This is a genomic window from Leclercia sp. J807 (assembly GCF_009734465.1).
Classification (GTDB): Bacteria; Pseudomonadota; Gammaproteobacteria; order Enterobacterales; family Enterobacteriaceae; genus Enterobacter.
On the sequence record NZ_CP046446.1, the window covers coordinates 2,093,359 to 2,118,524 of the forward strand.

Below are 25,166 nucleotides of genomic sequence, written 5' to 3' on the forward strand. Positions count from 1 at the left end.
CCGCGCTCATTCACCCGTGTCTGGGTGCTTACAGATACCGGGCGGGAGACTACCGGCTACGTGAAATCGGACGGCGAGTGGTTCATTAACTGTGAGCGTATCCGGGCGACTGGTGCGAAGGTGCTGAGGTGGAAGGAATGAAACGAGGCGGGTTACTGCAAAACGGCCGGCTTTATCGTGTCGGTGAGGTCGTCATGGGCTCATTCATCCCACCGAATGCCCGTAAGCGCAGTGAGCAGCTTAAAGGCCATGGCGGAAACGTGACGGTGGTGCTGCGCTGGAGGGAAGACTGATGTCGTCTACAGCTTCATGGTCATACAACAAACCCTGCACGCTGTGGCGCAAAGGGGCTGGCGGTAAAGATGAAAACGGGGACCCGATTTCAGCTTATGAGCCGCCAGAAACCATCATGTGCGATTATATCGGTGGCCTTTCTGCAAAGCTCGGCTCGCTCGGCAAAGAGGTAGTCGTAAAAAACACCTTCTTCACTGCCTATGCGCTGGCTGACGAAGGCGATTACATCCTTATCGGCCCCAGCACCAATCCAGACCCACTTAGCGCTGGCGCTGATGAGGTTCGCCACGTGACGCGGTGGAACGACACGCTGGAAGGCCTGGAAGACGACTGGGCGATAATTACTGGGGTCTAAGCATGGCAGGCAAAGTTCGCGGAATGCGGGAAGCTAAGGCTAACTTAGATCTTCTTCTGAAGGATATCACCGGTAGAAAAGCTATTCGCGGCATCCAGTCTGCTCTCCTGATACTCGGTGCGGCATCAGCAAAAGAAGTCCCACGGGATACGTCCACTCTGCTAAACAGCCAATTCCGAGAGATCGATTTTAAGGGCACCCGAATAACAGGTCGCGTGGGTTATTCAGCTAATTATGCCGTCTATGTTCACGAAGCCCCTGGCAAATACCTGAATACACAAACTGATCGCCCCGTTAAGCGTGGTGAAACTCCTGGGTCACGAGGTGTGATTTGGGGACCAAATGGCAACCCCAAGTTCCTATATTGGCCTGCGGTTGATAACCAAGGCGCAATGTACGACGCCTTCAGAAAAGAGATGGAACTATGACACCCATGATGCACGAGCGGGTGCGCAACATGTTCGGTGATGCTGGCCTGACAGCCGGATTCACGGTGCAGAAGCTGATGTACGACGACCCGGGAGATCTAACGCAGGCTGTGATGGTGTTCAGGCCAAACGGTGGTTCGAACATCCGCCATGATCTTGGCTCTGAGCATCACGTCCTAGTTGATGTGATCGGCGCGAAGGATAAGCGAGGGGACGCCGCCAATGCCGTGCAGCGCATCGTCGATTACGTCCAGGCCAACCCTATGGCTGATGAGTGCGTCGGCTACATCCAAAACATGGGCGCCATCCCGCCACCAGTGCTTACGGAAGAAGGGCGGATAGTATTCCGACTTCAGTTCGCATGCACCTATGGCGAATAACTACCCCAACCAAATAGACCCGCTCCGGCGGGTTTTCTTTTTAAGTCAAAGAGGAAGTTTCACATGGCTAATTGCCCTAGCTCTAACGAGCGTCTATTCGGTGGCGCGGTGGTGCTGGAAGTCGCCGACGGCTGCCCGGATGTCAAACCACTTGAATCAGAGTGGAAGTCCCTGGCTGCTGGCACCTCGAAAGGCTTCGACTTCAACCCGAACTCGGTAACTTCAGATGCGGATGACGGCGGCGGCTATGTCGAAACCATCATTACCAACAGCGATTTCACCATCAGTTTTGAAGGTGAGGTGCGCAAAAAGGACAAGCTGGATCAGTATGGCATTGGCAAGTTCATCAAGTATTTCTCTGGTGAGCTAAGCGCCAAGCGTCAGCCTGGTATCTGGGTGCGCATGGAATACGGACCGGTCGAATTTGTTGGCTACATGGTTGCTACGGCGCTGAGTTCTGACGGCGGTACCAACGATATCGTCACGTTCTCTACCGAGTTCAAAGTCGGCGATGCCAGCACCATCGAAGTTAACGAGGTGACAGCGGTAGCAGTGACTGGCGTAACGGTGACCCCTGCTACCAGCACTGGAGCGGCAGGCGGTACCAGTACCTTTACGGTGAATATCGCCCCGACTGGCGCAACCAATAAAGACTTCACCGTAGCATCAACCGATCCAACCAAGGCCACTGCTACAGCTTCCGGTACCACCGTCACGGTGAACCGCGTCGCCGCCGGCAGCGCGCAGATCATCATCAACACCGAAGACGGAAACTTTGTGGCCGTGCATACGGTTACCGTTACCTAACGAACATTCCAAAGGGCGGCGTGCTGCCCTTGATAATGATCGTTACCTGGGAAGGACCATGACAGCATTAATCGACATAGGCGAGTTTTCTGTCAGTGATGGACGTGAGGGCGGAAAAGACTACCTGCTGAGACCATCCCTGATGGCTATGACGCGGATCGGCACTCCCGCGGAGATTGTTCAGGCGTATGCCACGGTGCACGGTAGTGATGTTGCTGCCGTGATCCAGGTCTGCACTGACACGCTTGGCCGCTTTCCGGACTGGCTATCGCCTTCGATGAATCGCATTGCAGAACGGCTGCTATCGCTGAGCATGCATATAATGCAGGCCTGCTGTGATGACGATCTCACCCCGATGATAGGTGAGTGGAAAGGATGGAGTCGATACGTTGTTTACCGGCCCGGGCAGATGCCGAGAAACGACATCATCGTGCTGGCTCAGCACCTCATGCAGCATGGCGTTGTTGGTAAGGCCAGTGTGCGCCGCCTGCAGCGGCATGAGTCAGGCGAAACGACGGATGAGTTTAAGGCCTTCGACTACATCAGTGCGGCGCGTAGCCACTTCGGCATGAACCGGGATGAAGCGGCGGCGCTGACCATGACCGAGTTTCAGCTGATGCTGGCGCAGAAATACCCTGATCAGAAGGGCTTTACCCGGGAAGAGTACGACGCGATTGCTGATGATTACCTGGCGAAACAGGCGGCGAGAAGGGCTAAGCAGAAGTAGCCCACTCAGGTGGTGGGCTATTTAGTAACTAGTGCGATAAATAAAGGGGCTAGGATGGCCGAGATCAGCAGAGCGATAAGCCACTTCTGATTTTCGTCCATTTTATCGATGATGCGGCGTTCTAATCCGTGCATATCACCACGAATACCGATCATCTCGTTGCGAGTTTCTGAAATCAATTTTTCCTGATTTTCAGCTATTGTCTCGATTCGCGTCATTCTTTCATTCATGCCGCTACCTCCACCGTCACCGCCTCCGCCGAAATCGTTAGCTTTGTCATGATTTCGCTCAAGACGCAACGCAGTCTTACGGTCAAAAGTGACATCTATTACATTGTTATTCATCGACTTTGCTCACGGAAAAGAAGGCATGAGCTTCATGTATAAGAATACCATCCTTTGTCAGAGATGTGCCTATAAGATAATCGCCCTCAGATTCGAATTTGCACCGTTCAAAGTGCATGCCCATGGAGGTGGCTAGAGTGTTCTTGCTACCAGGGTATCCCTTGGCCCTTATCCAAACACCCTTTTCCCCGCTCATGCTGATTTCGAGACCATCTTCTTCTCGGTAGAGGTTGGCTGCAAACCAGTATTCTTTAGAGTGCTCAAGGCCGAGGAAATGGACTTGGAAAAAGACATCTACCGTAACTGGTAGCTCAGTTGTTTCCATAAGAAGCATGGGCAGCTTATCGTTACCCTCTGATTTATGATAAGGGAACAGAAACGCAATTTTCTCAGTGGTCATTTTCCATCCTTGTGATGCTGGTTGGGTTGGCTTTTACCTAAAGTTTCTTCGATAACCTTATCCAATATCTTATGCATCTCCTTTATGCCGATGTGGTTAAGAACGGCTGTATTTGCATCACCTGAAGCTAAAGCGTCTTGAAGTATTTGAACTATTTCCGCATTCATAGAGCGGTTATTTTCTTTGGCTGAAGCCTCAACTTTTTCTTTTAATTCAATTGGTAACCTAATTCTTAGCTGTGGATCTTCTCTGCTCATTTTTATTACCGGCCTGCAAAAAATTCACAATAAGTAAATTATGCCCCACGGTGGGGTTGACAGCAATGACGCACGGTGTGACACTTACATAAGGCCTCACGGTGGGGCATTTACTGGAGGGTTTAATGGAAAAGGCAAAAGACATGTACCAACGCAAAGTTCGCTTCCCTGAAGACGTGCGTAAGGCTATCGAGAAGAACGGTGGCGATGAGTGTCGTCAGTTTAATACAGAGCTGATTTACCAGTTGAGAAAGGTGTATGGATTGGCAGGTGAGAAAAGTGCTCAAGCATAAAAACGTTGAAGCCCCGGCTGCGCTAACAGTCAGGGCTTCGGTATCGAACAAATCCAGCGACGGACATATCGACATGAATATTGTACATAACAACGAATTAACTTTCCAGAATATCAGCTTTTCTTACATGGAAATGGCGGGTCAGATCTGGCTCACAGCTTCTGAGGTTGGCCAGGCGCTTGAGTACGCTGACGACAAGGCTATCCACCGCATCTTTAATCGTCATGCTGATGAATTTACTTCTCAAATGACAGGGGTGGTCAAAGTAACCACCCCCGGAGGAATGCAGGATATGCGGGTGTTCTCTCTTCGCGGTGCACACCTGATCGGGATGTTTGCTCGCACGCCGAAAGCTAAGGAGTTCCGCCGCTGGGTATTGGATGTTCTGGATCGTGAAGTTGCGAATGGCAGTGTCAGCCCGGCATTCAATTTCGAGATGCATGCACACAATGCAAAGGTGGCACTCGATTATGCAGAGTTCATTTATCAGCATTGGTGTGAAGAGATCAGGCCTTCACTGAGCCTCGTAGGATCTCCGTTGGCGAACAGCTTGAATGAGCGCATTAAAGTACTTGCCTCTATTACCTACGGTTTGAATTCCGGGTTAGCGAAGGCAGCAAAAGAGAAGGGGATGATCCACTGATGGGCGCATGGGATGGCGCAAAAGAAAAGCCAGCAGGTGGGCTGCTGGCATTCATTGAGTATATGAACTTTCGGAGAACATATGCATTCGATTATCAAGCATTTTGAGTTCAAGTCAAGTGACAGCCAAATCGTTAGTGTTGAAGCGGCGAGATTCAAAGGGAAGCCAGTGTTTCTGGCGGTAGACCTTGCTCGAGCCTTAGGGTATGCAGATCCACATGATGCGCTTAACAAGCACTGTAAGTCACTGATTAAACTTAATTCCGGCGAATCGACGGAATCAGGGTTTGGATCACGCCCGCGAGGAGTGATTCTGGCTGGTCAGGCTGATATGTTCCGCCTCATTATGCGGAGCAATCTCCCGTCAGCAGAGCGCCTTCAAGACTGGGTGTGTGAAACGGTGCTGCCAGCGCTGATGGAAACAGGCACATACTCTATGAAGCCCGAGAAATCATCATCTGGACTCCCTGAGTTTCGTCGTGCCAGAACCATTAAGCTTGAAACAGAGGCGATGGCACTAGCCTTATCCTATATGCCGAAACTGAGCGATGTTGCTAAGCAGACCGCAATGGCTCGTGCGGTTAATGATGCCGCTGGTATTGAGCTTCTCCCTTTGCCAAAAGTTGAAGAGCATCTTCACACTGCCGCGGACATAGCTGAAATGCTGGGCGTATCTCCACAAAAGATCGGTCGCCTTGCCAATAAACATGAACTGAAAACTGAGCAGTACGGCATGTACGTATGGGACAAGGCGAAGCACTCAGACAAACAGGTGGAGGCGTTCCGCTACAACGCTGAGGGCGTGAAGGCGCTACGCCACCTGATCCATGGTGCTGACGTTGCCTAACCACCCCGTTTAAACCGACATTTATTCCAACCCGCTTAACTGCGGGTTTTTTCGTCGCCATTCGATTGAGATCAATAAATCAGTAGTTGCCGTTGCGCCTGTGCTATTCCTGGGTAGGATGTTTCCAATTTTACCAATGGGGAATAGGGTTATGAGAAAGACAATGCTGTTGTTAGTGCTAAGTTGCTCTTTGTCTGTTGCGCATGCAAACAGCGATATGAGATCAACACTGCGAGCTTCTGAGAATGCAATTTGTCAGGATAACCTAAAAAAAGAGCAGTGCATTACAGCGGTTCAGAAGCTCATGTTTGCAGTCAACAAAGTTACTGAGCTTAATGAAAACTGCAAGAAGTCGAATGGGAATGTTGGAATTGAACAGCAATGCCAACAGTCTGAAGAAGCTATAGGCTACATAAATAGCCTGGTAAATAAACCATAACCAACCCGCTCCGGCGGGTTTTTTTATAGCCGGAGATAATAATGGCAGGCGCAGAAAATGCTGGAAGTATCGTTTATGAAGTAAGCGCCGAAGTAGCGCCTCTATTACAGGGTGGGCGTCAGGTAAACAGGGTTCTTAGCGATATTGAGTCCGCATTAGACGATAACATAAACCAGTTCAAGCGGCTTGAAACCAGTGTTAGTACCACCGCCCAAGCGGTATCTACTGCAACAAGAAGTATGGGTAATCTTCGCGGCGTTTTTGGGCAGCTTGGGTACCAGGTGCAGGACATCGCGGTTCAGTTACAAATGGGCCAAAATGCAATGCTTGTGTTCGCACAACAAGGCTCACAGATCGCTTCTATCTTTGGTCCTGGTGGCGCTGTAATCGGTGCAATTATTGCCATCTCTGGCGCAATAGCTGGAGCGCTTCTCCCATCCCTTTTTAATTCCAAAGATGCAACACAAGAGCTTGAATCCGCCCAAAAGGCGCTTTCAGAGACTGTTGTAAAAACCGACTCAGGAGTGAGTGCTCTATCTGAAAAAATACAGCGACTAGCAGCAGTTAGTTCAGATGCTGCAAAGGCACAGATAGCCGTAGCCATGACTGATGCGCAACGAGCCATCAGCGCTGCAGGAAGCGTCATCTCTGACCAAATCAATGATTTGGGAACCTGGCGTAACAGCATGTCAGCTGCTGAAAGTCAGTTAACCACGCTCGAAGGTAAAGGCGTTGATGTTTCGAAGATGCTAAAAGATCTTGGCGGAAGCTATGAGGGAAATATTGCTGGCATCAATATTCTGAACAACGTAACCAATTCAATGTCCGAGGCGTTCGGAATAACACAGACTCAGGCTGTTGGCCTGGTAAAAGTATTCCGAGACCTCCAAAAAGAGCCTACAGCAGAAAACATGCAGGCCGCAGCATCTGCCCTTTCCTCGCTCAGTGAGCAAACTGGTTATGCAAACCCCAAGCTTAATGAGTTGACCAATGTCGTCAACCAAAACTATGTCTCTGCGGCAAATGCAACAGATGCGATCAACGTTCTTAAAGGCGCTCTTGACAACCTTACCGGCGCAACAGAGTCATCCCAGAAGGCATTATCGGGCAATGCGGAGCAATTAAATAAACTGGTTGAGGCTGCAAAAAATGAAGCCGCAACTGTCGGATTTAGTACCCGACAGCGAGCTAAATATGTGGCTGGTCTTTTAGGGGCAACAGATGCTGAATTGAAGTCTCTCGATGCAAGCTATGACCGAATAGAATCATACGAGAACGAGCAGAAGGCGCTTAAAGAGCAAGAAGGAGAGCAAAAGAAAGCAGCATCGGAAGCTGAGGCAGCGGCTAAACGGTCAGCCGCTGCGCAGCAACAGGTGGTTAATCAGCTGGAACAGTTATCAGAAAAATATCAGATAGCCGTTCTTGAACAGCAAGGTATGGGCCGGGAAGCTGCGGTCCTGGCTGCTCAACAGCAAATGGGGGCAGCTGCCACCAAACAGCAGGTGCAACAGGCGGGAGATCTTGCTGGCAAGTTGTACGATGTTGCCCAAGCCACAAAAGCAGCACAGGAAGCGGAGCAGGCTAGAAAGCAATCGAGCCAGAACTTCTCCAACCTTCAAGGCCAGGCATCGCCAGTAGCAGCAGTAGATAACCAGTTTCAGCAGCAGATGGATCAGCTCAACCAATATGCCATCTACTATCCCCAGAAAATAGCTGAAGTCGAAGCTACACGGGCAGCGATAGAGGATCAGTACCGGCAAAAGAGGGTGGCAGCCATGTGGCAAGAATGGCAGCAGCAAAGCACGATAAACGCTCTTGCCGCTTCAGCTGTAGAGTCTTTGCAAAGCGGCGCAACAAATGCCATCACAGGGTTGGTAAACGGCACGCAAAGTCTTTCCGAAGCGTTTGCTAACCTTGGCACGTCAGTAATTAACGGCATTGTGAGCAGTCTCGTACAGATGGGTACACAGTGGGTTATGTCCGCAGCGATGGGGCAGGCTGCGCAGGCCGGCGCAATAGCGGCGAACCAGGCGGCGGCAACTGCGGCGCTTGCGGCATCCACTTTGGCCGGAACAGCTGCCGCCACGACGCTTCTCGCATCGTGGTCTCCCGCTGCGATGGCTGCTAGTATCGCAACATCTGGTGGTGCGGCAACAGCTGGGTTGGCTGGTTATAACGTTGCAATGGCTGGCTCGAAAATAATGACCGTCGCCGGTGCCCGCGAACACGGCGGGCCGGTCTCGGCCAGCTCTATGTACCGCGTTGGCGAGGGCGGTAAACCTGAGATTTTCAAAGCCAGCAATGGTAGCCAGTACATGATCCCCGGCGATAACGGTCGCGTCATCAGTAACCGGGATATTGGCGGGGGTGGTGGGGCGTTCAATTTCAGCCCGATTATCAATCTCAACGGTGACTACTCCGCACAGCAACAAGCCATGCTCGAGGCCGCAGTTAAGCGCGGGGCGCAGCAGGGATACGCCATGGCCGTCAGCGACGTCGCCAGCGGAAAAGGCAAACTCTCCAACGCTCTGACCAACAATTTCAACACCAGTCAACGCCTCACATAAGGAGTTCCCATGGGGATCAGCAGCACCATTGATTTCCCGCACCAGTACCTGCCAATGCCCCAGCGATCCGGTCATGGATTCACTCCGGTAAGCCCTCTCCAGCGTTCCACTATGACATCCGGCCGCACCCGGCAGCGCCGCAAATACACCTCGGTCCCAACTGAGGCGGGTGTTTCATGGGTATTTAATGATGCCCAAGCGCAGCTGTTTGAGGTGTGGTTCAGAGACGTGATAACGGACGGCGCAGCGTGGTTCAACATGCGCATGCGCACGCCAATGGGCGTTGGTGACTACGTCTGCCGGTTCAAGGATATCTACGACGGGCCGGTGCTGTTCGGGTTAGGGTTCTGGAAATTCACGGCAACTCTGGAGCTGTGGGAACGTCCGATTCTGCCGCCTGGCTGGGGTAATTTCCCTGAGTTCATCGTTGGGCAGAGCATCATTGATTACGCGCTCAATAAGGAGTGGCCGGAAGCATGACCAGTCCAACTCTGAACAGGCTGTACGCCAGCGGCGGCAGCGAGGCGCTACTGAATACGTTGCAGATTACCGTCGGTGGGCAGGATTACTGGCTGGTCGAGAACTTCGAAGATATCACCGCTGTTACAGAGGCGGGGGCGACAGTGACATTCCAGGCAGCTGCAATGGCCGTCGCGCTGCCAGCCAGGAACAAAGACGGTACGCAGGATCTGCAGTTCGCCATCAGCAACATTGACGGCATCGTTTCCACTGCGATACGCAACGCCCTGGCTAACCTGAACAACGGCGCGCTGGTAATGCGGCAGTACATATCGACCGACCTTAGCTACCCGGCGGCACCACCTATCGTTCTGCAGATTAAGGACGGGTACTGGAAGGCCACAGAGGTGCAAATTACTGCCGGATTCCTGAATATCCTGAAAACCGCGTGGCCGCGATACCGATACACGCTCCCTGTCTTCCCGGGCCTCCGCTACCTCCAGTAGGAAATCACCATGTTCAATCCAGATAAATACCGTTCTGTCGAGTGGCAGAAGGGCGGGCGCGCTTACCCCGCGCTTGACTGCTTTGGCATCGTCAACGAAATCAGGCGCGATCTGGGTCTGGCTCCGTGGCCTGATTTCGCCGGAGTCACGAAGGATGATAACGGCCTCGACCGGGAGGCGAGGGGTCTGATGGCTGGCCTGACTCGATGTGAACCGGCCCCGGGCGCGGGTATCGCCTGTTATTCCGGCTCTGTGGTGACGCACGTTGCCATCGTGATCGAGATTGACGGCCAGTTGCGTGCCGCAGAGTGCAATCCCCGCACAAACGTGACCTTTCTGCCGCTGGCGCGGTTTGCGCGCCGCTTTGTCCGCGTGGAGTATTACCAGTGACGATCCGAATCTATCCCTCCCGGTTGCCGGGCGAACCGCTGGAAAAGCACGATCATGAAACGATGACCCTCAGCGCCTGGTTTTCGCGGAACGTGAAGGACTGGACGCCGGATCAGCAGCACCCGGTCGCGGTTGAAATCGACGGCGTTCCCGTGCCCGCGTCAGAGTGGCCACTGTGCGTTATCAAGCGTGAAACCGACGTCAGGATGTATCCGGTGCCGTACGGTACCGGCGCAGAAATCGCTATCTGGGTTGCCGTCAGCGTAGCCGTCGCCTCTGCTGCCTACAGCATCTACATGATGAGCACAATGTCTCAGGCTGGCGGTGGTGGGGCCCAGGCAGCCAGCGGCGATCAGATTGACCTCAACCCGGCCAAAGCGAACGCGGCGAAACTGGGAGACCCAATCCGGGAAATCTTCGGCAAATATCGCGTCTGGCCTGATTACGTTGTGCAGCCGGTGAGCCGTTTCGTCAACGAGACCAGCATGGAAACAAGCATGTTTCTGTGCGTGGGTGTCGGCGATATGGTGATTAACCAGTCCGATATCCGGATCGGTAATACGCCGATCTCCGCGTTCGGTACCGACGTGCGTTACACCATCTACCCGCCAAGCGCGACAGTATCAGGCGACACGCGTACCGAAAACTGGTTTAACTCACCAGAGGTAGGGAATACGGGTTCAGGTACCGCCGGGCTGGATCTGGGCTCAAGCGGCCCGGAGACGGTCAGCATTATCGCTGATGCGCTGGTCGTGTCCGGGAACTCCATCACGCTGGTTGACGTATCGTCGTCTGGCGATGAAGAGATCCCGCCGTCGTGGACTGTCGGAACGGTGATCACCGTGCTGGCCCCAAACTCATATACGGTTGTATCGTCCGGCGGTTACAGCGTTATTTATGGCGGGGTGGAGGAACTGGCCCCCTCGGTAGGGCTGCCGGTATCCCTCAACTATAACGGCAACGACTACGATCTGGTGATCGCCAGCTACGCCCCGGGAGTTCCGTCGGTGCCGGGTGTGGGCGGTAGCGCCGCCAGCATCACCGCGAGTGCCGCGCCGACGACCTACGATTTTAGCAGCACGCCTGTGACGTTCAGCATCAGCTGGCAGGGCACGACCTATCCGGTATCGCTGGTGACCAACTACGTCACCATGTCAGGCCTGATTTCCTCGATCACTTCGCAACTATCCGGCTCCGGCCTGGTCGCGCGCGATAACAGCGGTCGGCTTGAAATCGGTGAGGTCAGTAGCCCTTATGCCGGTGGGTCCATCACTAACAGCCCGTTACCGGTTGCTGCGTTTGGTGATGCCCCGGTTAACACGGCGGGCGTGAAATCTACGGGCGGCACGGCGGAGGTACGGGCACACATCACCCTGGCCTACAACAGCGCCACCGGCACGCCGTTTACCGGTCTGCCAGAGGGCATTCAGCGCTTCACTCTGGGTCTGGCCGGGAACCAGTTCCGGATCACCGATGTGGACAGCCAGACAGTAACCGTTGAGCGGCTTACCGTCACCACCGGCCCGGGTGGTGAGACCATCACCACGCCGGATCCATCGTGGCCTGGATTCACTGAGCGCACGCTGCTGGATGCGACCGTTACGGGTGTCAGCGATGATTACGAATGGGTTGGCCCGTTCCTGGCCTGCCCCGACGGTGAAACCCTGGACGCATTCGAGGTGAACATTAACTTCCAGAGCGGCCTGGTGCGTTACACCGACCAGGGGAATAAGCGTTCCATGCCGGTACGGCTGGTGATCCAGTATCGCAAGGTTGGCACCACCGCCTGGCAGCAGCAGTCTCCGTTCTATTCACGCAGTACCGAAAACCAGATCGGGTTTACGCATCGCTACAGCGTGTCGCCGGGGCAATATGAGATCCGGATGCGCCGCACCGAACCGGTTAAGGGTGGCAGCACGCGCGACCAGGTATTCTGGCAGGCGCTGCGCTCACGACTCAGCAAGCGCCCCACGAAGTACGATGGCGTCACCACCATGGCGCTGACCGTGCGCACAGGGAATCGCCTGGCGGCCATGTCCGATCGCCGGATTAGCGTTACACCAACCCGGATTTACAGCGGCGGAAGAACTGCGCGGAGCATCAGCGGGGCACTCTACCATGTGCTCGAGTCCCTGGGGTTCACGGCCAGCCAGATTGATACGGCGGCAATTGACGCGCTGGAGCAAACCTACTGGACGCCCCGCGGTGAAAGGTTCGACTGGGCGAGCGGTGAGAGTAAGTCAGCGCTCGAGGTGCTGCAGAAAATCACCAACGCCGGGATGGGGTACTTCCTGTTGTCGGATGGGCTGGCTTCTGCCGGCAGGGAAGGGATTAAACCCTGGGTCGGCATGATCACTCCTCAGGAAACCACCGAGGAACTGCAGACCGCGTTTAAAGCCCCGTCACAGGACGATTACGACGGCGTGGACGTGACCTATATCAATGGCACCACCTGGGCAGAGGAAACCGTGCAGTGCCGCCTGCCTGGCAACTCAACGCCGCTGAAAATCGAGAGCTACACGCTGGATGGCGTACTGGATGAGAACCGCGCCTACCGGATCGGCATGCGCCGGTTGCTGGGCTACCAGCTGCAGCGCCTGCAGCACACCACCTCTACCGAGATGGATGCGCTCTGCTATGAGTTTATGGATCGCATTGTGCTGGCCGACGATATCCCGGGCAGCCAGACGCTGAGCTGCCTGATTACGGATATGAAGTATGACAGCAGCAAAATCACCCTGACGCTCAGCGAAGCGCCGGACTGGTCGTTTCAAAGCCCGCGCGTGATTATCCGCCATCAGGATGGCCGGGCATCGGCAATGGTCGTACCGACTCGCATTGACGACTTCACTATCTCGGTGCCGTACAGCGCCGCGCTGGAGCCGGAATTGTGGGCGATGAACGACGCGTACATTGAACCGCCGCGCCTGCTGTTCTGCTCATCAGTTCGTGTGCCGTATGACGCACTGGTGGGGGAAACATCTCCGGGCAATGACGGGATCAGTCAGGTAACAGCCATCCAGTACCACCCAGGAAAGTATGCCTATGACGACGCCACATACCCCGGTGACGCCGCTTAACAGCAAATCAAAATTATCTGACCCGCTTCGGCGGGTTTTTTATGCCCGGAGCGAGCATGACTACCTATTTCACGAAAGAACCGCTGGGATCAACGAGTCCGTATGTTTTATTCGATAACGCCCAGAACTTTGACTATGCGCTGAACGATATTACCCTGGCAATCTGGAAAGACCGTTTTGGGCGAAACAGGAAAACATACTGGGGCTGGGAGCAGGAATCTGCGGCGCAGCTACTGAATCAACAGCAGCGCTTCAACACGTTTGTTCAGAGTTCGGGTTATAAGGTTATTGGTGATTATACTGCTGGCCCGCTAACTATTAGCGAATACAATCAGCTAATTCGCTATAACAACGAACTCTGGAAATTAACTGCCGCAACTGATCTCCCATTCACGACGACCGGTAATGACGCGGCATCATGGGTGAACGATTCCGCGCATTTCGTCAGTGTAGGTGATGCAGCATTGCGGCAGGAATTAGGCGCTCGCGGCGGCTCTGGTTTGATTGGGGATTCATTCAAACCAGCAACCTGGTCTCAGTTTGCTGGCGGCGCAGACCCCGCTGGCATCTCCGATTCAACAGCAGCATTAATTTCAGCCTATGATGCCGCAGAAAGCGGCACGATAATCTTTATACCTAAAGGGATGTATAAAGAAGGCACTGAAACAAAAGAGATCCGCTCAGACTCACTATGGTTAGATCGTGACTTCGGTGAAGGGGTGGGAATAACAACCGAAACCCGAAAAACGCCTCTACTGATAACGGTTGGCAACCCCGATGAACCGGTGCTTAGTTCTGAGCATACGCGGTCAGGTATAAATATTACCGCCATCGGTCGGGGGGCGCAGCACATCGACTGCATCCGTGCCACAACAATCAATTACTCAACAAATGGGAACGGCAATACTGCTATTTATGGCGCGGCTCTGTCTACGCCAGGGGCGTTATGGACAGCCGCTCTACATGGCGAGATAAAGCATCAGGGGAATTCAACGATTGCTGTCTCCGCCGAAGCTGCCAGTTATTCGGATAAGGGTACGTTTTACGGAGCAGTACTTAACAACACGACAGGCACAGCAGCAGAGACTCACCCCACAACGGGTGCGCCAGCTACATTACATCCATCAGCCACTGCCTTGTATATCACTGGTAGCAATCAACGTGGTGAAATGGGCCAATGGATACGTGGCATCCGGTTCTCGCCCCTGTCAATGCGTGTAACCGGCACTCTTGTTCGCGATGAATCAGCATGTGCGCAAGGGTGGTGGTCACAGCCTTCTTCCTCGAAAACCATTGCTGACATTTTCCTGGAAGGAACGGCTCCAGTGGGTGCTATTTTCCAGGGTAACTATGCAACTGGCAACGCTATCCGCCTGGCATCTGGGCTTGGCATTGCATATGAGGGGACGGGGGCCATTAAAACAAAGTACGACAGCTCAACCCTGAGGTGGGGGTTGTTCAGTGGCGCAATTGAGAGGGTAACTTTTCACACCGCCACCCCCGGCATGTATTTCAACGGTGTCCGCGTAGTGGCCGGTCAGCAGGCCGCAATAAATAATGCAGCAGCTGGCACCGAGATCTCCACCATAAACAGCATTCTCTCAGCAATGAGAAATCATGGCTTAATCGCAGCGTAAAAAGGAATTAATTATGGAAACAGTATCAATCACATTCAATGCCCAACAATTATCAATCATCGGGGAAGCATTGGGTAATCTGGCCTACCGAATTGCAGACCCTGTGGTGAGACACATTAATCAGCAGATTTCCCAACAAAACAATGATGGGGCACCTCGCAGTGATGATCCAAATAATGATGCCAATAAAAAGGATGTGACCGATGGCCTTAAAAACTAACGAAGCAACTAATGGTCTTTATATCCGCGTAGAGCTTCCCCGGGTATACGGAAAGTACCGTGCACAGTTCGATCTGATTCAGTACGTTGACCACCCGGTAACTGGTGAGAAAACAGAGATTGGACGGGAAATGATGGAGTGTGATTATGCTCTTGATGGGTCTAACATCTTTGAGCAATGCTATGTTCACGCGAAAGGAAAACTCCCTTACGCAACGCTCGATTGCTGAAAGAATAACCTGCTTGCCTTCCTGGCGGGGGTATTGATAGGTGTCGCCGCATTGATCTGCATCCTCTTTAAAACTACTGTATGTATACACAGTAAAATAAGAAGGAGGGGTTATGCCACGCAGAATCGATATTGAGGGTGCTTTTCACACAGCCATTAAACACGAGTCCAACGGGCGCCGTACGGTGACTACTGAGGACTTCGTGAAGCATCTGGCCTGCGCTAACTGGAACTGGTCGCTTAAAGAGGCGAACGAATGGATCGAGAGTCACGTTTCTACCTTTAAAGATATCTCAACCAGCGAGGGCCAGGCGCGCACCTTTATGCTCTATAACCCTAACGGAGGTCTGTAATGGGCTTTCCATCTCCAGCGGCTGATTACGTTTCTCAGCGAATGACCCCGGAGCTCATTTGCGGCGTCGGTATTGATACCCGCATTCTTGAAACATCATTCGGTTTCGCATTAATCGAACCGGTTACCCGGTTAGTGCAAGGTCAGGTTCTGCTGATTTTGTCCGGCGGCAGGACGCAGTTTGCGAAACTCAGGGGAAGGGCATTAATCACGGATGATGGCGAAGCGATAGAGGGGGAGGCCGCAGAGGAAGTGGAAGTTTTGGGGCGCGTGACGTTCTTCATCAACAGCGCGCTGCAGGATGACAGGGTGGTGTGATGGGGCATGGGTGGGGCATAAAGTTACCGCGAAACGACGTTAGTTCATTGCAAATGACAAATCGTATCGCGGCAACATAGCAGAAGTTACCGCACTTCAATCCAACATCAAGCCACTTCGTTAAAAGACTTAATAGTCTCCAGATAAAGATCGCCTGCAGCACGGGGTTGCCGAGGAACGGGATCAGGGTAATAACATCGTGGCTGCTGAGCGAACTGCCGATACCCAGCATGATCCCGCAGAAGGAGAGCAGAGCCACGGGCAGCATAAAGGTTTTACCCAGTTGCTGGAAAAACTCCCACAGCGAGATTTTTTGTGCTGCTTTCGCCGTCATAAAACGACTCCTTTATTGTTAAAATAAATTTACCTGCCTCAGTGCTGCGAGAAGATAAAACGTTTTATCAAAGTTTAGTGCGCGCTAAATCTCATTCTCAGGCTTTGGCAGAGAGTATAAAGATAACGTATTGATAAAACGTTTTACCGATCTCATTATCAGGGAGACACCTCCACACATGGCTGTAGCGAAAAAAATTACCATTAACGACGTCGCGCTGGCGGCGGGTGTCTCCGTGAGCACGGTTTCACTGGTTCTGAGCGGGAAAGGGCGCATTTCCCCTGCGACGGGGCAGCGCGTCAACGAGGCGGTTGAGCAACTGGGATTTGTGCGTAACCGCCAGGCATCGGCGCTGCGGGGTGGGCAAAGCGGGGTGATTGGCCTGATCGTCCGCGACCTGACCTCGCCGTTCTATGCCGAACTGACGGCGGGCCTGACGGAGGCGCTGGAAGCCCAGGGGCGGATGGTCTTTTTACTGCATGGCGGCCGGGAGGCGGATCAGCTGCTCCAGCGCCTCGATATGCTGCTGACGCAGGGGGTGGATGGGGTGATTGTTGCCGGGGCTTCCGGGGTAAGCAATGAACTGTGCGAGCGCGCGGCAGCCAAAGGGGTTCCGCTGGTGTTTGCCTCCCGCGCCAGCTATCTCGACGAAGCGGATACTCTGCGCCCGGATAACATGCAGGCGGCACAAATGCTGACCGAGCATCTTATTCGCCGCGGCCATCAGCGGATTGCCTGGCTGGGCGGTAAAAGCTCGTCGCTGACGCGCGCCGAACGGGTGGGCGGCTACTGTGCGACGCTGATCAAATATGGCCTGCCGTTCCACAGCGAGTGGGTGGTGGAGTGTGAATCCCGCCACAAGCAGGCGGCAGAGGCGATCGGTAACTTGCTACGCGCCAGCCCCACCATCAGCGCCGTGATTTGCTATAACGATGTTATCGCCATGGGCGCCTGGTTCGGCTTAATCCGTGCCGGACGGCAGAGCGGCGAAGGCGGGGTGGAAACCTTCTTTGGTCATCAGGTGGCGCTGGGCGCCTTTGCGGATGTGTCAGAGAACGCGCTGGACGATCTGCCGATTGTCTGGGCCACCACACCGGCACGGGAAATGGGCTACACGCTGGCCGACCGCATTATGCAGCGGATCGATAAAGCCGACGTGCAGGCGGGGCATCAGATTGTGTCGGCCCGCCTGGTGACGGTGAAATAACTTTATCCATGCGGCGTGAGCGGGTTACGCGCCAGCCGCGCCTCCAGTGCCTCGACAAACTTGCGCACCTTAACTGGAATCAACCGCGACGTCGGGTAGACGGCCCAGACGGCCAGCGCTTCCGGCCTGGCATCCTCCAGCGCGATCCGCTTCACCAGGCCTTGCGCAAAGGCGGGTTCAAGGTACCAGCGGGACAGGTTGGCAATGCCCATGCCGCCCAGGCACGCCTCAAAGATCGCCTCGATAGAATTCGCCGAAAACCGCCCCGATACTTTCTGTTTGCTTCGCTGTCCCCCCTGGTCGAACGCCCAGTGGGTGGTATCAGAGGTGGTTAAACAGCTGTGCGCCGCAAGATCGCTGAGCGTTTTCGGATAGCCATGCTCCGCCAGATACGCTGCGCTGGCGCAGAGGTCACGGGGGTTATCACAGAGGCGATGCGCCACCAGACGGTTGTCCCGCAGCGGGGCGATACGTAACGCCACGTCTATTCCTCTGCCGACAATATCAACCTGCTCATCGGTAGCGAGCAGATCGACCTGCAGGGCCGGATGCTGGCGCATAAAGTCGGGCAGCATCGGGGCGATGATTTTACGGCCAAACGCCGCCGAGGCGGTAATGCGAAGCCGCCCGGAAAGGGAGGCGCCATCAGGAAAGAGGTCGGCCAGGGCATTGGTTTTATCTTCCAGCAGCGCCTGGGCATGGGGTAAAAAGACCTCGCCGTCGCTGGTGGGTGAAAGGGAGCGTGTGGTGCGATGCACCAGCCGCACGCCCAGCTCCGCTTCCAGATTATTCAGGCATCGCGAGGCCGCCATGGCGCTCATTGAGAGCCGACGGGCGGCACCCGCCAGGCTTCCCGCTTTTATCGCTTCAACGAACACTTCCACATCGTCCAGTCTCATTATCTCGCATCCCGTTATACTGGCCTATCAAATTACACATCTACACTAATTGTCGTTATAGCGCCATAGTCACTCCACATCCTGATAAACAGTGAATTCGGAGTGAAGATGAAAAAGATGACAACGGTTTTAGCGCTCAGCAGCCTGTTTTTGGCGGGCTCTGTGTGGGCAGACGCACCCGCGCAGATTAAACAGCAGGTGCCGGGTTACTATCGCCTGGCGGTGGGGCAATATGAGGTAACGGCGCTTTTCGATGGCTACAACGATCTCTCGCCGTCGCTGTTAAAAGGGCTCTCAGCCGACAAAATTCGCGACCTGCTGGCGCAGCATAAGATTGATGCCGAGCGCATGCCCACCTCCTTTAACGCCTTTTTAGTCAACACCGGTAAGCATCTGGTGATGATCGACAGCGGGGCGGGCCACTGCGTGCCGCAAACCGCAGGGCAATTGATTCCCAACATGCAAGCCTCCGGATATCGTCCTGAGCAGGTTGATACTATCTTCCTGACCCACCTCCACCTGGACCATGTCTGCGGCCTGAGCGATGCCGCGGGTAAGGCGCTATTCCCGAATGCCACGGTTTACGTGCCGCAGGCGGAAGCTGACTACTGGCTGGATCCGGCGAAAGAGGCCAGCGCCCCCGCCAACGCAAAAGAGTATTTCGCTATCGCCCAACACGCCCTGGCCTCTTATAAAGCGGCGGGCCGCCTGAAAACCTTCGTGCCGCCCGCCTCGCCGATCCCTGAAGTCCAGACGGCCTACGCACCCGGCCATACGCCCGGCAGCACGGTGTATCGTTTTGCCTCTCAAGGGAAAGGTATCAACTTTATCGGCGACCTGATTCACGCCCCTGCGGTGCAGTTCCCGCACCCGGAAGTATCGATTCGCTTTGACGTGGATGCGCAAAAAGCCACCTCATCACGTGGGCAGGAGTTCAACGCCCTGGCAAAAGAGGGCGAATGGATGGCGGCAGCGCACCTGGCGTTCCCGGGCATCGGGCACATTACTGCCGACGCTCAGGGTTACAGCTGGAACCCGGCGATTTATGGCCCGTATCAACGTGCGGCCGACGTGCCATTGCTGAAATAAGACGAGGAGAGCAAAATGAAAAGTTACACCGTAACAGCGAATGGCATCCGTCAGTTTGTGGTTGAAGAGGGGGAAGGCGCACCGGTGATCCTGCTCCACGGCTTCCCGGAAACAAACTACGCCTGGCGCTATCAGATTCCGGTTCTGTCTAAACACTACCGGGTGATTGCTCCGGATTTGCGCGGCTACGGCGAGAGCGATAAACCGGCCTCCGGCTACGATAAACGCACTATGGCGCGCGATATCCGCGAGCTGATGCGCGTACTCGGCCTGAAGAAAGTGGTGCTGGTAGGGCATGACCGCGGCGCGCGCGTCGCGACCCGCTTTGCGAAAGATTATCCTGAGCTGGTGGATCGCCTGGTGGTGATGGATAACGTGCCCACGCGTATTGTGGCGCGCGATCTGAATGCCTCCATCGCCCGGGCCTACTGGTTCTTTCTGTTCCACCTGGTGCCCGATCTGCCGGAAGCCCTGATTGCTGGTCGAGAGCATATCTGGCTACGCCACTTCTTCTCGGACTGGACTTACGATCCTTCCACCATCAGCGGCGAGGCGTTTGATACCTACGTCCGGGCCTATCAGGCGCCCGGTGCCGTGCGGGGGGCGATGGCCGATTATCGCGCCAACGCTGAAGATGTGGCGCAGGATCTGGCGGACGCGGAGGTCAAAATTGCCTGCCCGGTGATGTCGCTGTGGGGCAATGATTTTCACGCCGTGGGTAAGCTATTTGATATGCAGAGCGTCTGGGCGGAAATGGCGGACGATCTGAGGGCGTATGGTATTGAAGAGTGCGGGCATCTGCCGCAGGAAGAGCAACCGGAGCAAGTGAACGCCCTGCTGATGGACTTCCTGACCGGCTGGAAAGGATGACTGGCAATAAAAAACCCCTCCGCAGAGGGGTTTTGCTGTTTACTGCTGAGGAACCGCAGGCGCTGGCGGAGCAGCCGGTGCTGGCGGAGCCGCAGGTTCATCCGGTACCGCCAGGTTCAGGGCCGGTACGCCAAACATGCCGACGAACTCCTCCAGCGGCATCTTCTGGCCATTCAGGGTTACCTGACCATTGCTGTACTGCAGGCTGGTGCCGATCACGTTATCTTCCACGGTGGTGATGCGGAACATCTGTCCCATCGCCGCCAGGCCTTTCACCTGCTGGCTGGCCAGCTTGCCGGCATCATCCTCGTTATAGCCTTCCAGCTTCGCAATCTGGGTCATGAACTCGGTTGCCATGTCCATCGGAATGGTCAGCTTGCTCTCCAGCGATTTCACGCTGCGATCCACTTCCTGCGCCAGGGTCTGCGCTTCACCGGTGGCGGTGGCGGGATCCTTCATGAACAACGAGAGGTTGAAGTTGGTTTCGCCTTTGCTGTTTTTCCAGCTCAGCGGCGCGATAGTCACCACCGGCTCGCCTTTGAGCAGGATCGGCAGATTACCGAAGAAGGCTTCCGCCGCTTTCTGCTGATAGAGCGCCGGATTGTTGGTCATCAGCTCTTTATCCGCCAGCAGCGCCTGGCTCTGGGCGCGATACTGCTGGCTGAACTGGTGCCATGCCTGACCGTCAATATTGCCGATCTTCAGGGTCAGCTTGCCGGTACCCAGATCCTGATTCTGCACTTTCAGGCTCTTCAGGTTGTAATCCAGCTGGCTGTTGATGCTCTTGCCATCTTTAGAGAGATCCGCGGTGGCTTTCAGATCTGTGCCTTCCAGCACCGCCATCTCTTTGCCTTCAATGGCGATAGCCATTTTATCGAGGGTCAGTTTCTGATCGCCGATGCGCTCGTCAAAACTGGTCAGACGGCTGTTGCCATCAATGCTCAGGTTATTGAAGGTCAGCTGGACTTTCTGATCGTACTCGTTCACCGCGTTGACCCGGCCGCTTGCCGCTTCACCTTTCAGCGAGACGTTTTTGCCGTCGCGATCGGCATCAAGCTGGAAGTTACCGCCGCTGAACGCAACCTGCTCGTCGCCATTCTCGTAATTCAGGGCTTTCAGGGCGATATCAGAACGGGTATCACCGGCATAGCTGATGCGCGTATTGACCTCAAAAGGCGACTCATTTTTCGCCAGATCGAACAGCGGCTTAGAGGCTTCGTTATTGACCAGCGTCGATTTGACCGAGGCCATAGAGGGGATGAGGTTGAAGGATTTCAGCTGGGCCAGCGGGAACGGACCGTGGTCGACATCTTCGTTCAGCACCAGGCTCTGTCCCGGTTGCAGCCACGGATTAGTGGTTCCTGCTACCGGCTTAACGACCATCTGCAGATGGCTGCTGAACACGCCGCGCTGATAATCCTGATAGCTCAGCTCCAGCCCGGCTTCCGGCGCGGTACGCTTAAGTTCACTGTTCGCCTGGGCCACCATCTCACCCAGACGGCTCTCCAGCTGTTTCCCGGTGTACCAGGCCGCGCCCGTCCAGACCAGCCCTAATGCAACAATAACGCCTGCAGCTATAACCGATTTTTTCATCGTGATTATCCATAAAATGAAACCGAGCGGTGAAAACCGCCCGGTGAGGTCATAAGGTTAGCAATAGCTTAGCAAAAATTGTTAAAAAATTCAGCAGGTCACTGGAGCTTGTTGAATACCCGCGCCAGACGGCCGACGCCGCTGACGCTAATCGGGGAATCATTCGCGGCAATAAAGGCCGACTCACCAGGCTTCAGCACCAGGCGCTCCTCGCCCTTGCTCAGCACCGCTTCACCCTCAACGCAGAAGAGAATAGCCGCGCTCTGCTGGGCAATCCGGGTCTCTTCGCTGCTGAGATCGTGCAGGGAAAACGCAAAGTCTTCCACCGGGATGGGGAAGTCCAGCTCTGCGCCGTTTTTTACCGGCTGGGTGAGTAGCTCAGCCGCCGGTTTCGCGACGAATTTGACGTTGGCCACCAGTTCAGGGATGTCGATGTATTTCGGCGTCAGCCCCGCACGAAGTACGTTATCGGAGTTAGCCATTACCTCCAGCGCCACCCCTTGCAGGTAGGCATGCGGCGTTTCGGCAAACAGGAACATCGCTTCGCCCGGCTCCAGTTTCACCACGTTCAGCAGCAGTGGAGAGAAGAGGCCGCTGTCGTCCGGGTAAAATTCCGAAATCACGCGGATGGTCTCCCACGGCTCACCCTGCTGGCTGTTCAGGGCCGCTTTCAGTACCGCCAGCGCACGGGATTTTTCGTCCCCCTGCATATTAAGCAGGCTGGCGAAGAGGTGGCTCAGGCGATCGGCGTCCGGTTTTTCGAGGAAGTGGGCAATGGCGCTGTGCGCTCCGGCAACCGGCTGCAGCAGCGAAACGATCTCAGAGAACTCGCGGAAGGCGTTCATCGCCAGGAACGGCGTCAGGGCAAAGACCAGTTCCGGTTTGTGGTTCGGATCTTTATAGTTACGCTCGGCGGCGTCCAGCGGAATGCCTGCCGCGTTCTCTTTCGCAAAACCCGCTTCGGAGGCCTGCTTGTTCGGGTGAACCTGAATGGAGAGCGGCTGATCGGCGCACAGCACCTTAAACAGGAACGGCAGCTCGCCAAAGCGTTCGGCGACGGCGCTGCCCAACAGCGTGGCTTTATCACCCTCGATAACGTCACGCAGGGAACGTTCGCCCTGGGCATCGGTAATTTTTGAGCTGCTCTTCGGGTGCGCCCCCATCCACAACTCTGCCATCGGCAGGTTGTCCGGGTTGGCGATACCGTAGAGATCCGTTAACGCAGTTTTACTTCCCCAGGCGTAGTGCTGCACTGAGTTGATGAGTTTTTGCATTATCAAGCCCTGTTTCATATGTGGAATTATCTGCCCGTATTAAAGCAATAAACTGTCCGGAAGTAACCTGCGCGCGGAAAAAGTCGTACTAGTCTCAGTTTTTGTTAAAAAATTGTGTAGGATAGGCTGACTCGCTTTTAAGCAGGGCAGCGGAACATCTGCTCTAAATAAACAGACCGAAGCAGTAAGTGAGAGATCAATGTCGAATAAACCCTTCCATTACCAGGATCCTTTCCCGCTGGCCAAGGATCAGACCGAATATTACCTGTTAACCCGCGACCACGTTTCTGTCTCTGAGTTTGAAGGACAGGAGATCCTGAAAGTTGACCCGCAGGCCCTGACCTTACTGGCGCAACAGGCGTTCCACGATGCCTCGTTCATGCTTCGCCCGGCGCATCAGCAGCAGGTGGCCGATATCCTCAGCGACCCGCAGGCCAGCGAAAACGACAAATATGTCGCCCTGCAGTTCCTGCGTAACTCCGATATCGCGGCAAAAGGCATTCTGCCAACCTGCCAGGACACCGGCACCGCCATCATCATGGGTAAAAAAGGCCAGCGTGTCTGGACCGGTGGCGGCGACGAAGCGGCCCTGGCGCACGGCGTGTATAACACCTATATCGAAGACAACCTGCGCTATTCACAAAACGCCCCGCTGGATATGTATAAAGAGGTCAATACCGGCACCAACCTGCCGGCGCAAATCGACCTCTACAGCGTGGATGGCGACGAATACAAATTCCTCTGCATCGCCAAAGGCGGCGGTTCAGCGAACAAAACCTATCTCTATCAGGAGACCAAAGCGCTGCTCACGCCGGGCAAGCTGAAAAACTACCTGGTGGAGAAGATGCGCACCCTCGGCACCGCGGCCTGTCCGCCGTACCACATTGCCTTTGTGATCGGTGGCACCTCGGCGGAAAGCACCCTGAAAACCGTCAAGCTGGCCTCGACCAAGTACTACGACAATCTGCCGACCGAAGGTAACGAGCACGGCCAGGCATTCCGCGACGTTCAGCTTGAGCAGGAACTGCTGGTGGAAGCCCAGAACCTCGGCCTTGGTGCCCAGTTTGGCGGCAAATATTTCGCCCACGATATCCGCGTGATCCGTCTGCCGCGCCACGGCGCATCCTGCCCGGTGGGGATGGGCGTCTCCTGTTCGGCGGACCGCAACATTAAAGCGAAGATCAACCGCGACGGCATCTGGATCGAGAAACTGGAGAACAACCCAGGTAAATACATTCCGGAAGCGCTGCGCAAAGCGGGCGAGGGCGAGGCGGTACGCGTCGACCTGAACCGTCCGATGAACGAGATCCTGGCTCAGCTCTCTCAGTACCCGGTCTCTACCCGTCTGTCCCTGAACGGCACCATTATCGTGGGCCGCGATATCGCCCACGCGAAGCTGAAAGAGCGTCTGGATAACGGCGAAGGTCTGCCGCAGTACATTAAAGATCATCCGATCTACTACGCGGGCCCGGCAAAAACCCCGACCGGTTATGCCTCCGGCTCCTTAGGGCCAACCACCGCGGGTCGTATGGACTCCTACGTGGATCAGCTCCAGGCCAACGGCGGCAGCATGATCATGCTGGCGAAGGGCAACCGCAGCCAGCAGGTGACGGACGCCTGCCACAAGCACGGCGGCTTCTACCTTGGCAGCATCGGCGGCCCGGCCGCGGTACTGGCGCAGGGCAGCATCAAGAGCCTCGAGTGCGTGGAGTATCCGGAGCTGGGTATGGAAGCGATCTGGAAAATCGAAGTGGAAGACTTCCCGGCGTTTATCCTCGTGGATGACAAAGGCAACGACTTCTTCAAACAGATCCAGTCCTCCCAGTGTTCGGCCTGTGTGAAGTAGTTTGTAAACCTGCCGGGTGGCGCTGCGCCACCCGGCAAAGCCCGACAAAAAGAGCGCACAAAGCGCCATACCCTTTTTCTTATC

Annotated in this window: 28 protein-coding genes and 2 pseudogenes; 23 read left to right on the forward strand and 7 right to left on the reverse strand. The window is 55.0% G+C overall.

Annotation, left to right across the window (positions count from 1 at the left end):
• Positions 1-292 precede the first annotated feature (292 nt).
• From GNG26_RS10090 to GNG26_RS10110, 5 genes are all read left to right on the forward strand, one after another.
• Positions 293-649, forward strand: coding sequence for a hypothetical protein (locus GNG26_RS10090; protein ID WP_156238581.1), 357 nt, complete (start codon positions 293-295; stop codon positions 647-649).
• Between the two features lie 2 nt (positions 650-651).
• Complete coding sequence (locus GNG26_RS10095) at positions 652-1,077, forward strand: HK97 gp10 family phage protein (protein ID WP_156238582.1); 426 nt, start codon at positions 652-654, stop codon at positions 1,075-1,077.
• Entirely contained in the window at positions 1,074-1,457 is a 384-nt protein-coding gene (locus GNG26_RS10100) for a hypothetical protein (RefSeq protein WP_156238583.1), read from the forward strand. Before GNG26_RS10095 ends, GNG26_RS10100 begins: the two co-directional genes overlap by 4 nt.
• A gap of 63 nt (positions 1,458-1,520) precedes the next feature.
• Positions 1,521-2,264: an Ig-like domain-containing protein gene (locus GNG26_RS10105; protein WP_104651802.1), complete on the forward strand. Its 744-nt coding sequence runs from the start codon at positions 1,521-1,523 to the stop codon at positions 2,262-2,264.
• 58 nt (positions 2,265-2,322) lie between these two features.
• Positions 2,323-2,991 carry a DUF6246 family protein gene (locus tag GNG26_RS10110; RefSeq protein WP_156238584.1) on the forward strand — a complete coding sequence of 223 codons (669 nt, stop codon included), beginning with the start codon at positions 2,323-2,325 and terminating at the stop codon, positions 2,989-2,991.
• A 17-nt stretch (positions 2,992-3,008) separates the two neighbouring features.
• Here GNG26_RS10110 and GNG26_RS22820 read toward each other — a convergent pair whose 3' ends face one another.
• From GNG26_RS22820 to GNG26_RS22670, 3 genes and pseudogenes are all read right to left on the reverse strand, one after another.
• On the reverse strand, positions 3,009-3,209 hold the full coding sequence (locus GNG26_RS22820) for a hypothetical protein (protein ID WP_370463895.1): 201 nt from the start codon (positions 3,207-3,209) through the stop codon (positions 3,009-3,011).
• A gap of 118 nt (positions 3,210-3,327) precedes the next feature.
• Complete coding sequence (locus GNG26_RS10120; protein ID WP_156238585.1) at positions 3,328-3,735, reverse strand: hypothetical protein; 408 nt, start codon at positions 3,733-3,735, stop codon at positions 3,328-3,330.
• 95 nt (positions 3,736-3,830) lie between these two features.
• A pseudogene (locus GNG26_RS22670) lies at positions 3,831-3,992 on the reverse strand (Arc family DNA-binding protein); the annotation flags it as partial.
• 125 nt (positions 3,993-4,117) lie between these two features.
• Here GNG26_RS22670 and GNG26_RS10130 point away from each other — a divergent pair.
• The 14 genes from GNG26_RS10130 (at position 4,118) to GNG26_RS10195 (ending at position 15,970) form a co-directional block, all read left to right on the forward strand.
• Positions 4,118-4,285: a hypothetical protein gene (locus GNG26_RS10130; RefSeq protein ID WP_002462729.1), complete on the forward strand. Its 168-nt coding sequence runs from the start codon at positions 4,118-4,120 to the stop codon at positions 4,283-4,285.
• The gene (locus GNG26_RS22675) at positions 4,251-4,928 is read left to right on the forward strand and encodes a Bro-N domain-containing protein (RefSeq protein WP_231604272.1); all 678 of its coding nucleotides are present in this window, start codon (positions 4,251-4,253) and stop codon (positions 4,926-4,928) included. The genes GNG26_RS10130 and GNG26_RS22675 overlap by 35 nt, the downstream gene beginning before the upstream one ends.
• A gap of 81 nt (positions 4,929-5,009) precedes the next feature.
• The gene (locus tag GNG26_RS10140) at positions 5,010-5,774 is read left to right on the forward strand and encodes a BRO family protein (protein WP_156238587.1); all 765 of its coding nucleotides are present in this window, start codon (positions 5,010-5,012) and stop codon (positions 5,772-5,774) included.
• Positions 5,775-5,925: 151 nt separating this feature from the next.
• Positions 5,926-6,213 carry a hypothetical protein gene (locus GNG26_RS10145; protein ID WP_156238588.1) on the forward strand — a complete coding sequence of 96 codons (288 nt, stop codon included), beginning with the start codon at positions 5,926-5,928 and terminating at the stop codon, positions 6,211-6,213.
• Between the two features lie 41 nt (positions 6,214-6,254).
• Positions 6,255-8,780, forward strand: coding sequence for a phage tail length tape measure family protein (locus tag GNG26_RS10150; RefSeq protein WP_156238589.1), 2,526 nt, complete (start codon positions 6,255-6,257; stop codon positions 8,778-8,780).
• A gap of 9 nt (positions 8,781-8,789) precedes the next feature.
• Entirely contained in the window at positions 8,790-9,260 is a 471-nt protein-coding gene (locus GNG26_RS10155) for a hypothetical protein (protein WP_059364068.1), read from the forward strand.
• Positions 9,257-9,745 (forward strand): DUF1833 family protein, encoded by a 489-nt coding sequence (locus GNG26_RS10160; protein WP_032180653.1) that lies wholly within the window; start codon positions 9,257-9,259, stop codon positions 9,743-9,745. Before GNG26_RS10155 ends, GNG26_RS10160 begins: the two co-directional genes overlap by 4 nt.
• Positions 9,746-9,754: 9 nt before the next feature.
• Complete coding sequence (locus GNG26_RS10165; RefSeq protein ID WP_156238590.1) at positions 9,755-10,135, forward strand: nitrite transporter; 381 nt, start codon at positions 9,755-9,757, stop codon at positions 10,133-10,135.
• Positions 10,132-13,215, forward strand: coding sequence for a host specificity factor TipJ family phage tail protein (locus tag GNG26_RS10170; protein WP_156238591.1), 3,084 nt, complete (start codon positions 10,132-10,134; stop codon positions 13,213-13,215). The genes GNG26_RS10165 and GNG26_RS10170 overlap by 4 nt, the downstream gene beginning before the upstream one ends.
• Positions 13,216-13,271: 56 nt before the next feature.
• Positions 13,272-14,852, forward strand: a complete 1,581-nt coding sequence (locus tag GNG26_RS10175) for a hypothetical protein (protein WP_156238592.1) — start codon at positions 13,272-13,274, stop codon at positions 14,850-14,852.
• Positions 14,853-14,865: 13 nt separating this feature from the next.
• Positions 14,866-15,072 carry a hypothetical protein gene (locus GNG26_RS10180; protein WP_156238593.1) on the forward strand — a complete coding sequence of 69 codons (207 nt, stop codon included), beginning with the start codon at positions 14,866-14,868 and terminating at the stop codon, positions 15,070-15,072.
• Positions 15,056-15,301 (forward strand): hypothetical protein, encoded by a 246-nt coding sequence (locus GNG26_RS10185; protein WP_156238594.1) that lies wholly within the window; start codon positions 15,056-15,058, stop codon positions 15,299-15,301. Before GNG26_RS10180 ends, GNG26_RS10185 begins: the two co-directional genes overlap by 17 nt.
• 112 nt (positions 15,302-15,413) lie before the next feature.
• A complete protein-coding gene (locus GNG26_RS10190; protein ID WP_156238595.1) occupies positions 15,414-15,653 on the forward strand; it encodes a DNA polymerase V in 240 nt (79 codons plus the stop codon).
• Entirely contained in the window at positions 15,653-15,970 is a 318-nt protein-coding gene (locus tag GNG26_RS10195; protein ID WP_156238596.1) for a hypothetical protein, read from the forward strand. The genes GNG26_RS10190 and GNG26_RS10195 overlap by 1 nt, the downstream gene beginning before the upstream one ends.
• A gap of 139 nt (positions 15,971-16,109) precedes the next feature.
• Here GNG26_RS10195 and GNG26_RS10200 read toward each other — a convergent pair.
• Positions 16,110-16,304, reverse strand: a pseudogene (locus GNG26_RS10200) (PTS sugar transporter subunit IIBC); the annotation flags it as partial.
• Positions 16,305-16,482: 178 nt separating this feature from the next.
• Between GNG26_RS10200 and GNG26_RS10205 the strand changes: the two are divergent.
• Positions 16,483-17,511 (forward strand): Mal regulon transcriptional regulator MalI, encoded by a 1,029-nt coding sequence (locus tag GNG26_RS10205; RefSeq protein ID WP_103824546.1) that lies wholly within the window; start codon positions 16,483-16,485, stop codon positions 17,509-17,511.
• 2 nt (positions 17,512-17,513) lie between these two features.
• On the opposite strand, the gene GNG26_RS10210 is transcribed toward GNG26_RS10205, so the two are convergent.
• On the reverse strand, positions 17,514-18,410 hold the full coding sequence (locus GNG26_RS10210) for a LysR family transcriptional regulator (protein WP_156238597.1): 897 nt from the start codon (positions 18,408-18,410) through the stop codon (positions 17,514-17,516).
• A gap of 117 nt (positions 18,411-18,527) precedes the next feature.
• On the opposite strand from GNG26_RS10210, the gene GNG26_RS10215 reads away from it, so the two are divergent.
• Positions 18,528-19,499 carry an MBL fold metallo-hydrolase gene (locus GNG26_RS10215; RefSeq protein WP_231604274.1) on the forward strand — a complete coding sequence of 324 codons (972 nt, stop codon included), beginning with the start codon at positions 18,528-18,530 and terminating at the stop codon, positions 19,497-19,499.
• A 15-nt stretch (positions 19,500-19,514) separates the two neighbouring features.
• Entirely contained in the window at positions 19,515-20,369 is an 855-nt protein-coding gene (locus GNG26_RS10220) for an alpha/beta fold hydrolase (RefSeq protein ID WP_156238599.1), read from the forward strand.
• A gap of 39 nt (positions 20,370-20,408) precedes the next feature.
• Here GNG26_RS10220 and GNG26_RS10225 read toward each other — a convergent pair whose 3' ends face one another.
• Both GNG26_RS10225 and manA read right to left on the reverse strand, forming a co-directional pair.
• Positions 20,409-21,962, reverse strand: coding sequence for a YdgA family protein (locus tag GNG26_RS10225; protein WP_156238600.1), 1,554 nt, complete (start codon positions 21,960-21,962; stop codon positions 20,409-20,411).
• A gap of 98 nt (positions 21,963-22,060) precedes the next feature.
• A complete protein-coding gene (gene manA, locus GNG26_RS10230; RefSeq protein ID WP_156238601.1) occupies positions 22,061-23,236 on the reverse strand; it encodes a mannose-6-phosphate isomerase in 1,176 nt (391 codons plus the stop codon).
• 199 nt (positions 23,237-23,435) lie between these two features.
• On the opposite strand from manA, the gene fumA reads away from it, so the two are divergent.
• Positions 23,436-25,082 (forward strand): class I fumarate hydratase FumA, encoded by a 1,647-nt coding sequence (fumA, locus tag GNG26_RS10235; protein WP_156238602.1) that lies wholly within the window; start codon positions 23,436-23,438, stop codon positions 25,080-25,082.
• Positions 25,083-25,166: the final 84 nt, after the last annotated feature.

Bases quoted from the DNA above. Each gene is read 5' to 3' on its own strand.
- GNG26_RS10090 (WP_156238581.1), top strand. From the start codon at position 293: ATGTCGTCTACAGCTTCATGGTCATACAACAAACCCTGCACGCTGTGG.
- GNG26_RS10095 (WP_156238582.1), top strand. From the start codon at position 652: ATGGCAGGCAAAGTTCGCGGAATGCGGGAAGCTAAGGCTAACTTAGAT.
- GNG26_RS10100 (WP_156238583.1), top strand. From the start codon at position 1,074: ATGACACCCATGATGCACGAGCGGGTGCGCAACATGTTCGGTGATGCT.
- GNG26_RS10105 (WP_104651802.1), top strand. From the start codon at position 1,521: ATGGCTAATTGCCCTAGCTCTAACGAGCGTCTATTCGGTGGCGCGGTG.
- GNG26_RS10110 (WP_156238584.1), top strand. From the start codon at position 2,323: ATGACAGCATTAATCGACATAGGCGAGTTTTCTGTCAGTGATGGACGT.
- GNG26_RS22820 (WP_370463895.1), bottom strand. From the start codon at position 3,209: ATGACGCGAATCGAGACAATAGCTGAAAATCAGGAAAAATTGATTTCA.
- GNG26_RS10120 (WP_156238585.1), bottom strand. From the start codon at position 3,735: ATGACCACTGAGAAAATTGCGTTTCTGTTCCCTTATCATAAATCAGAG.
- GNG26_RS10130 (WP_002462729.1), top strand. From the start codon at position 4,118: ATGGAAAAGGCAAAAGACATGTACCAACGCAAAGTTCGCTTCCCTGAA.
- GNG26_RS22675 (WP_231604272.1), top strand. From the start codon at position 4,251: ATGGATTGGCAGGTGAGAAAAGTGCTCAAGCATAAAAACGTTGAAGCC.
- GNG26_RS10140 (WP_156238587.1), top strand. From the start codon at position 5,010: ATGCATTCGATTATCAAGCATTTTGAGTTCAAGTCAAGTGACAGCCAA.
- GNG26_RS10145 (WP_156238588.1), top strand. From the start codon at position 5,926: ATGAGAAAGACAATGCTGTTGTTAGTGCTAAGTTGCTCTTTGTCTGTT.
- GNG26_RS10150 (WP_156238589.1), top strand. From the start codon at position 6,255: ATGGCAGGCGCAGAAAATGCTGGAAGTATCGTTTATGAAGTAAGCGCC.
- GNG26_RS10155 (WP_059364068.1), top strand. From the start codon at position 8,790: ATGGGGATCAGCAGCACCATTGATTTCCCGCACCAGTACCTGCCAATG.
- GNG26_RS10160 (WP_032180653.1), top strand. From the start codon at position 9,257: ATGACCAGTCCAACTCTGAACAGGCTGTACGCCAGCGGCGGCAGCGAG.
- GNG26_RS10165 (WP_156238590.1), top strand. From the start codon at position 9,755: ATGTTCAATCCAGATAAATACCGTTCTGTCGAGTGGCAGAAGGGCGGG.
- GNG26_RS10175 (WP_156238592.1), top strand. From the start codon at position 13,272: ATGACTACCTATTTCACGAAAGAACCGCTGGGATCAACGAGTCCGTAT.
- GNG26_RS10180 (WP_156238593.1), top strand. From the start codon at position 14,866: ATGGAAACAGTATCAATCACATTCAATGCCCAACAATTATCAATCATC.
- GNG26_RS10185 (WP_156238594.1), top strand. From the start codon at position 15,056: ATGGCCTTAAAAACTAACGAAGCAACTAATGGTCTTTATATCCGCGTA.
- GNG26_RS10190 (WP_156238595.1), top strand. From the start codon at position 15,414: ATGCCACGCAGAATCGATATTGAGGGTGCTTTTCACACAGCCATTAAA.
- GNG26_RS10195 (WP_156238596.1), top strand. From the start codon at position 15,653: ATGGGCTTTCCATCTCCAGCGGCTGATTACGTTTCTCAGCGAATGACC.
- GNG26_RS10205 (WP_103824546.1), top strand. From the start codon at position 16,483: ATGGCTGTAGCGAAAAAAATTACCATTAACGACGTCGCGCTGGCGGCG.
- GNG26_RS10210 (WP_156238597.1), bottom strand. From the start codon at position 18,410: ATGAGACTGGACGATGTGGAAGTGTTCGTTGAAGCGATAAAAGCGGGA.
- GNG26_RS10215 (WP_231604274.1), top strand. From the start codon at position 18,528: ATGACAACGGTTTTAGCGCTCAGCAGCCTGTTTTTGGCGGGCTCTGTG.
- GNG26_RS10220 (WP_156238599.1), top strand. From the start codon at position 19,515: ATGAAAAGTTACACCGTAACAGCGAATGGCATCCGTCAGTTTGTGGTT.
- GNG26_RS10225 (WP_156238600.1), bottom strand. From the start codon at position 21,962: ATGAAAAAATCGGTTATAGCTGCAGGCGTTATTGTTGCATTAGGGCTG.
- manA (WP_156238601.1), bottom strand. From the start codon at position 23,236: ATGCAAAAACTCATCAACTCAGTGCAGCACTACGCCTGGGGAAGTAAA.
- fumA (WP_156238602.1), top strand. From the start codon at position 23,436: ATGTCGAATAAACCCTTCCATTACCAGGATCCTTTCCCGCTGGCCAAG.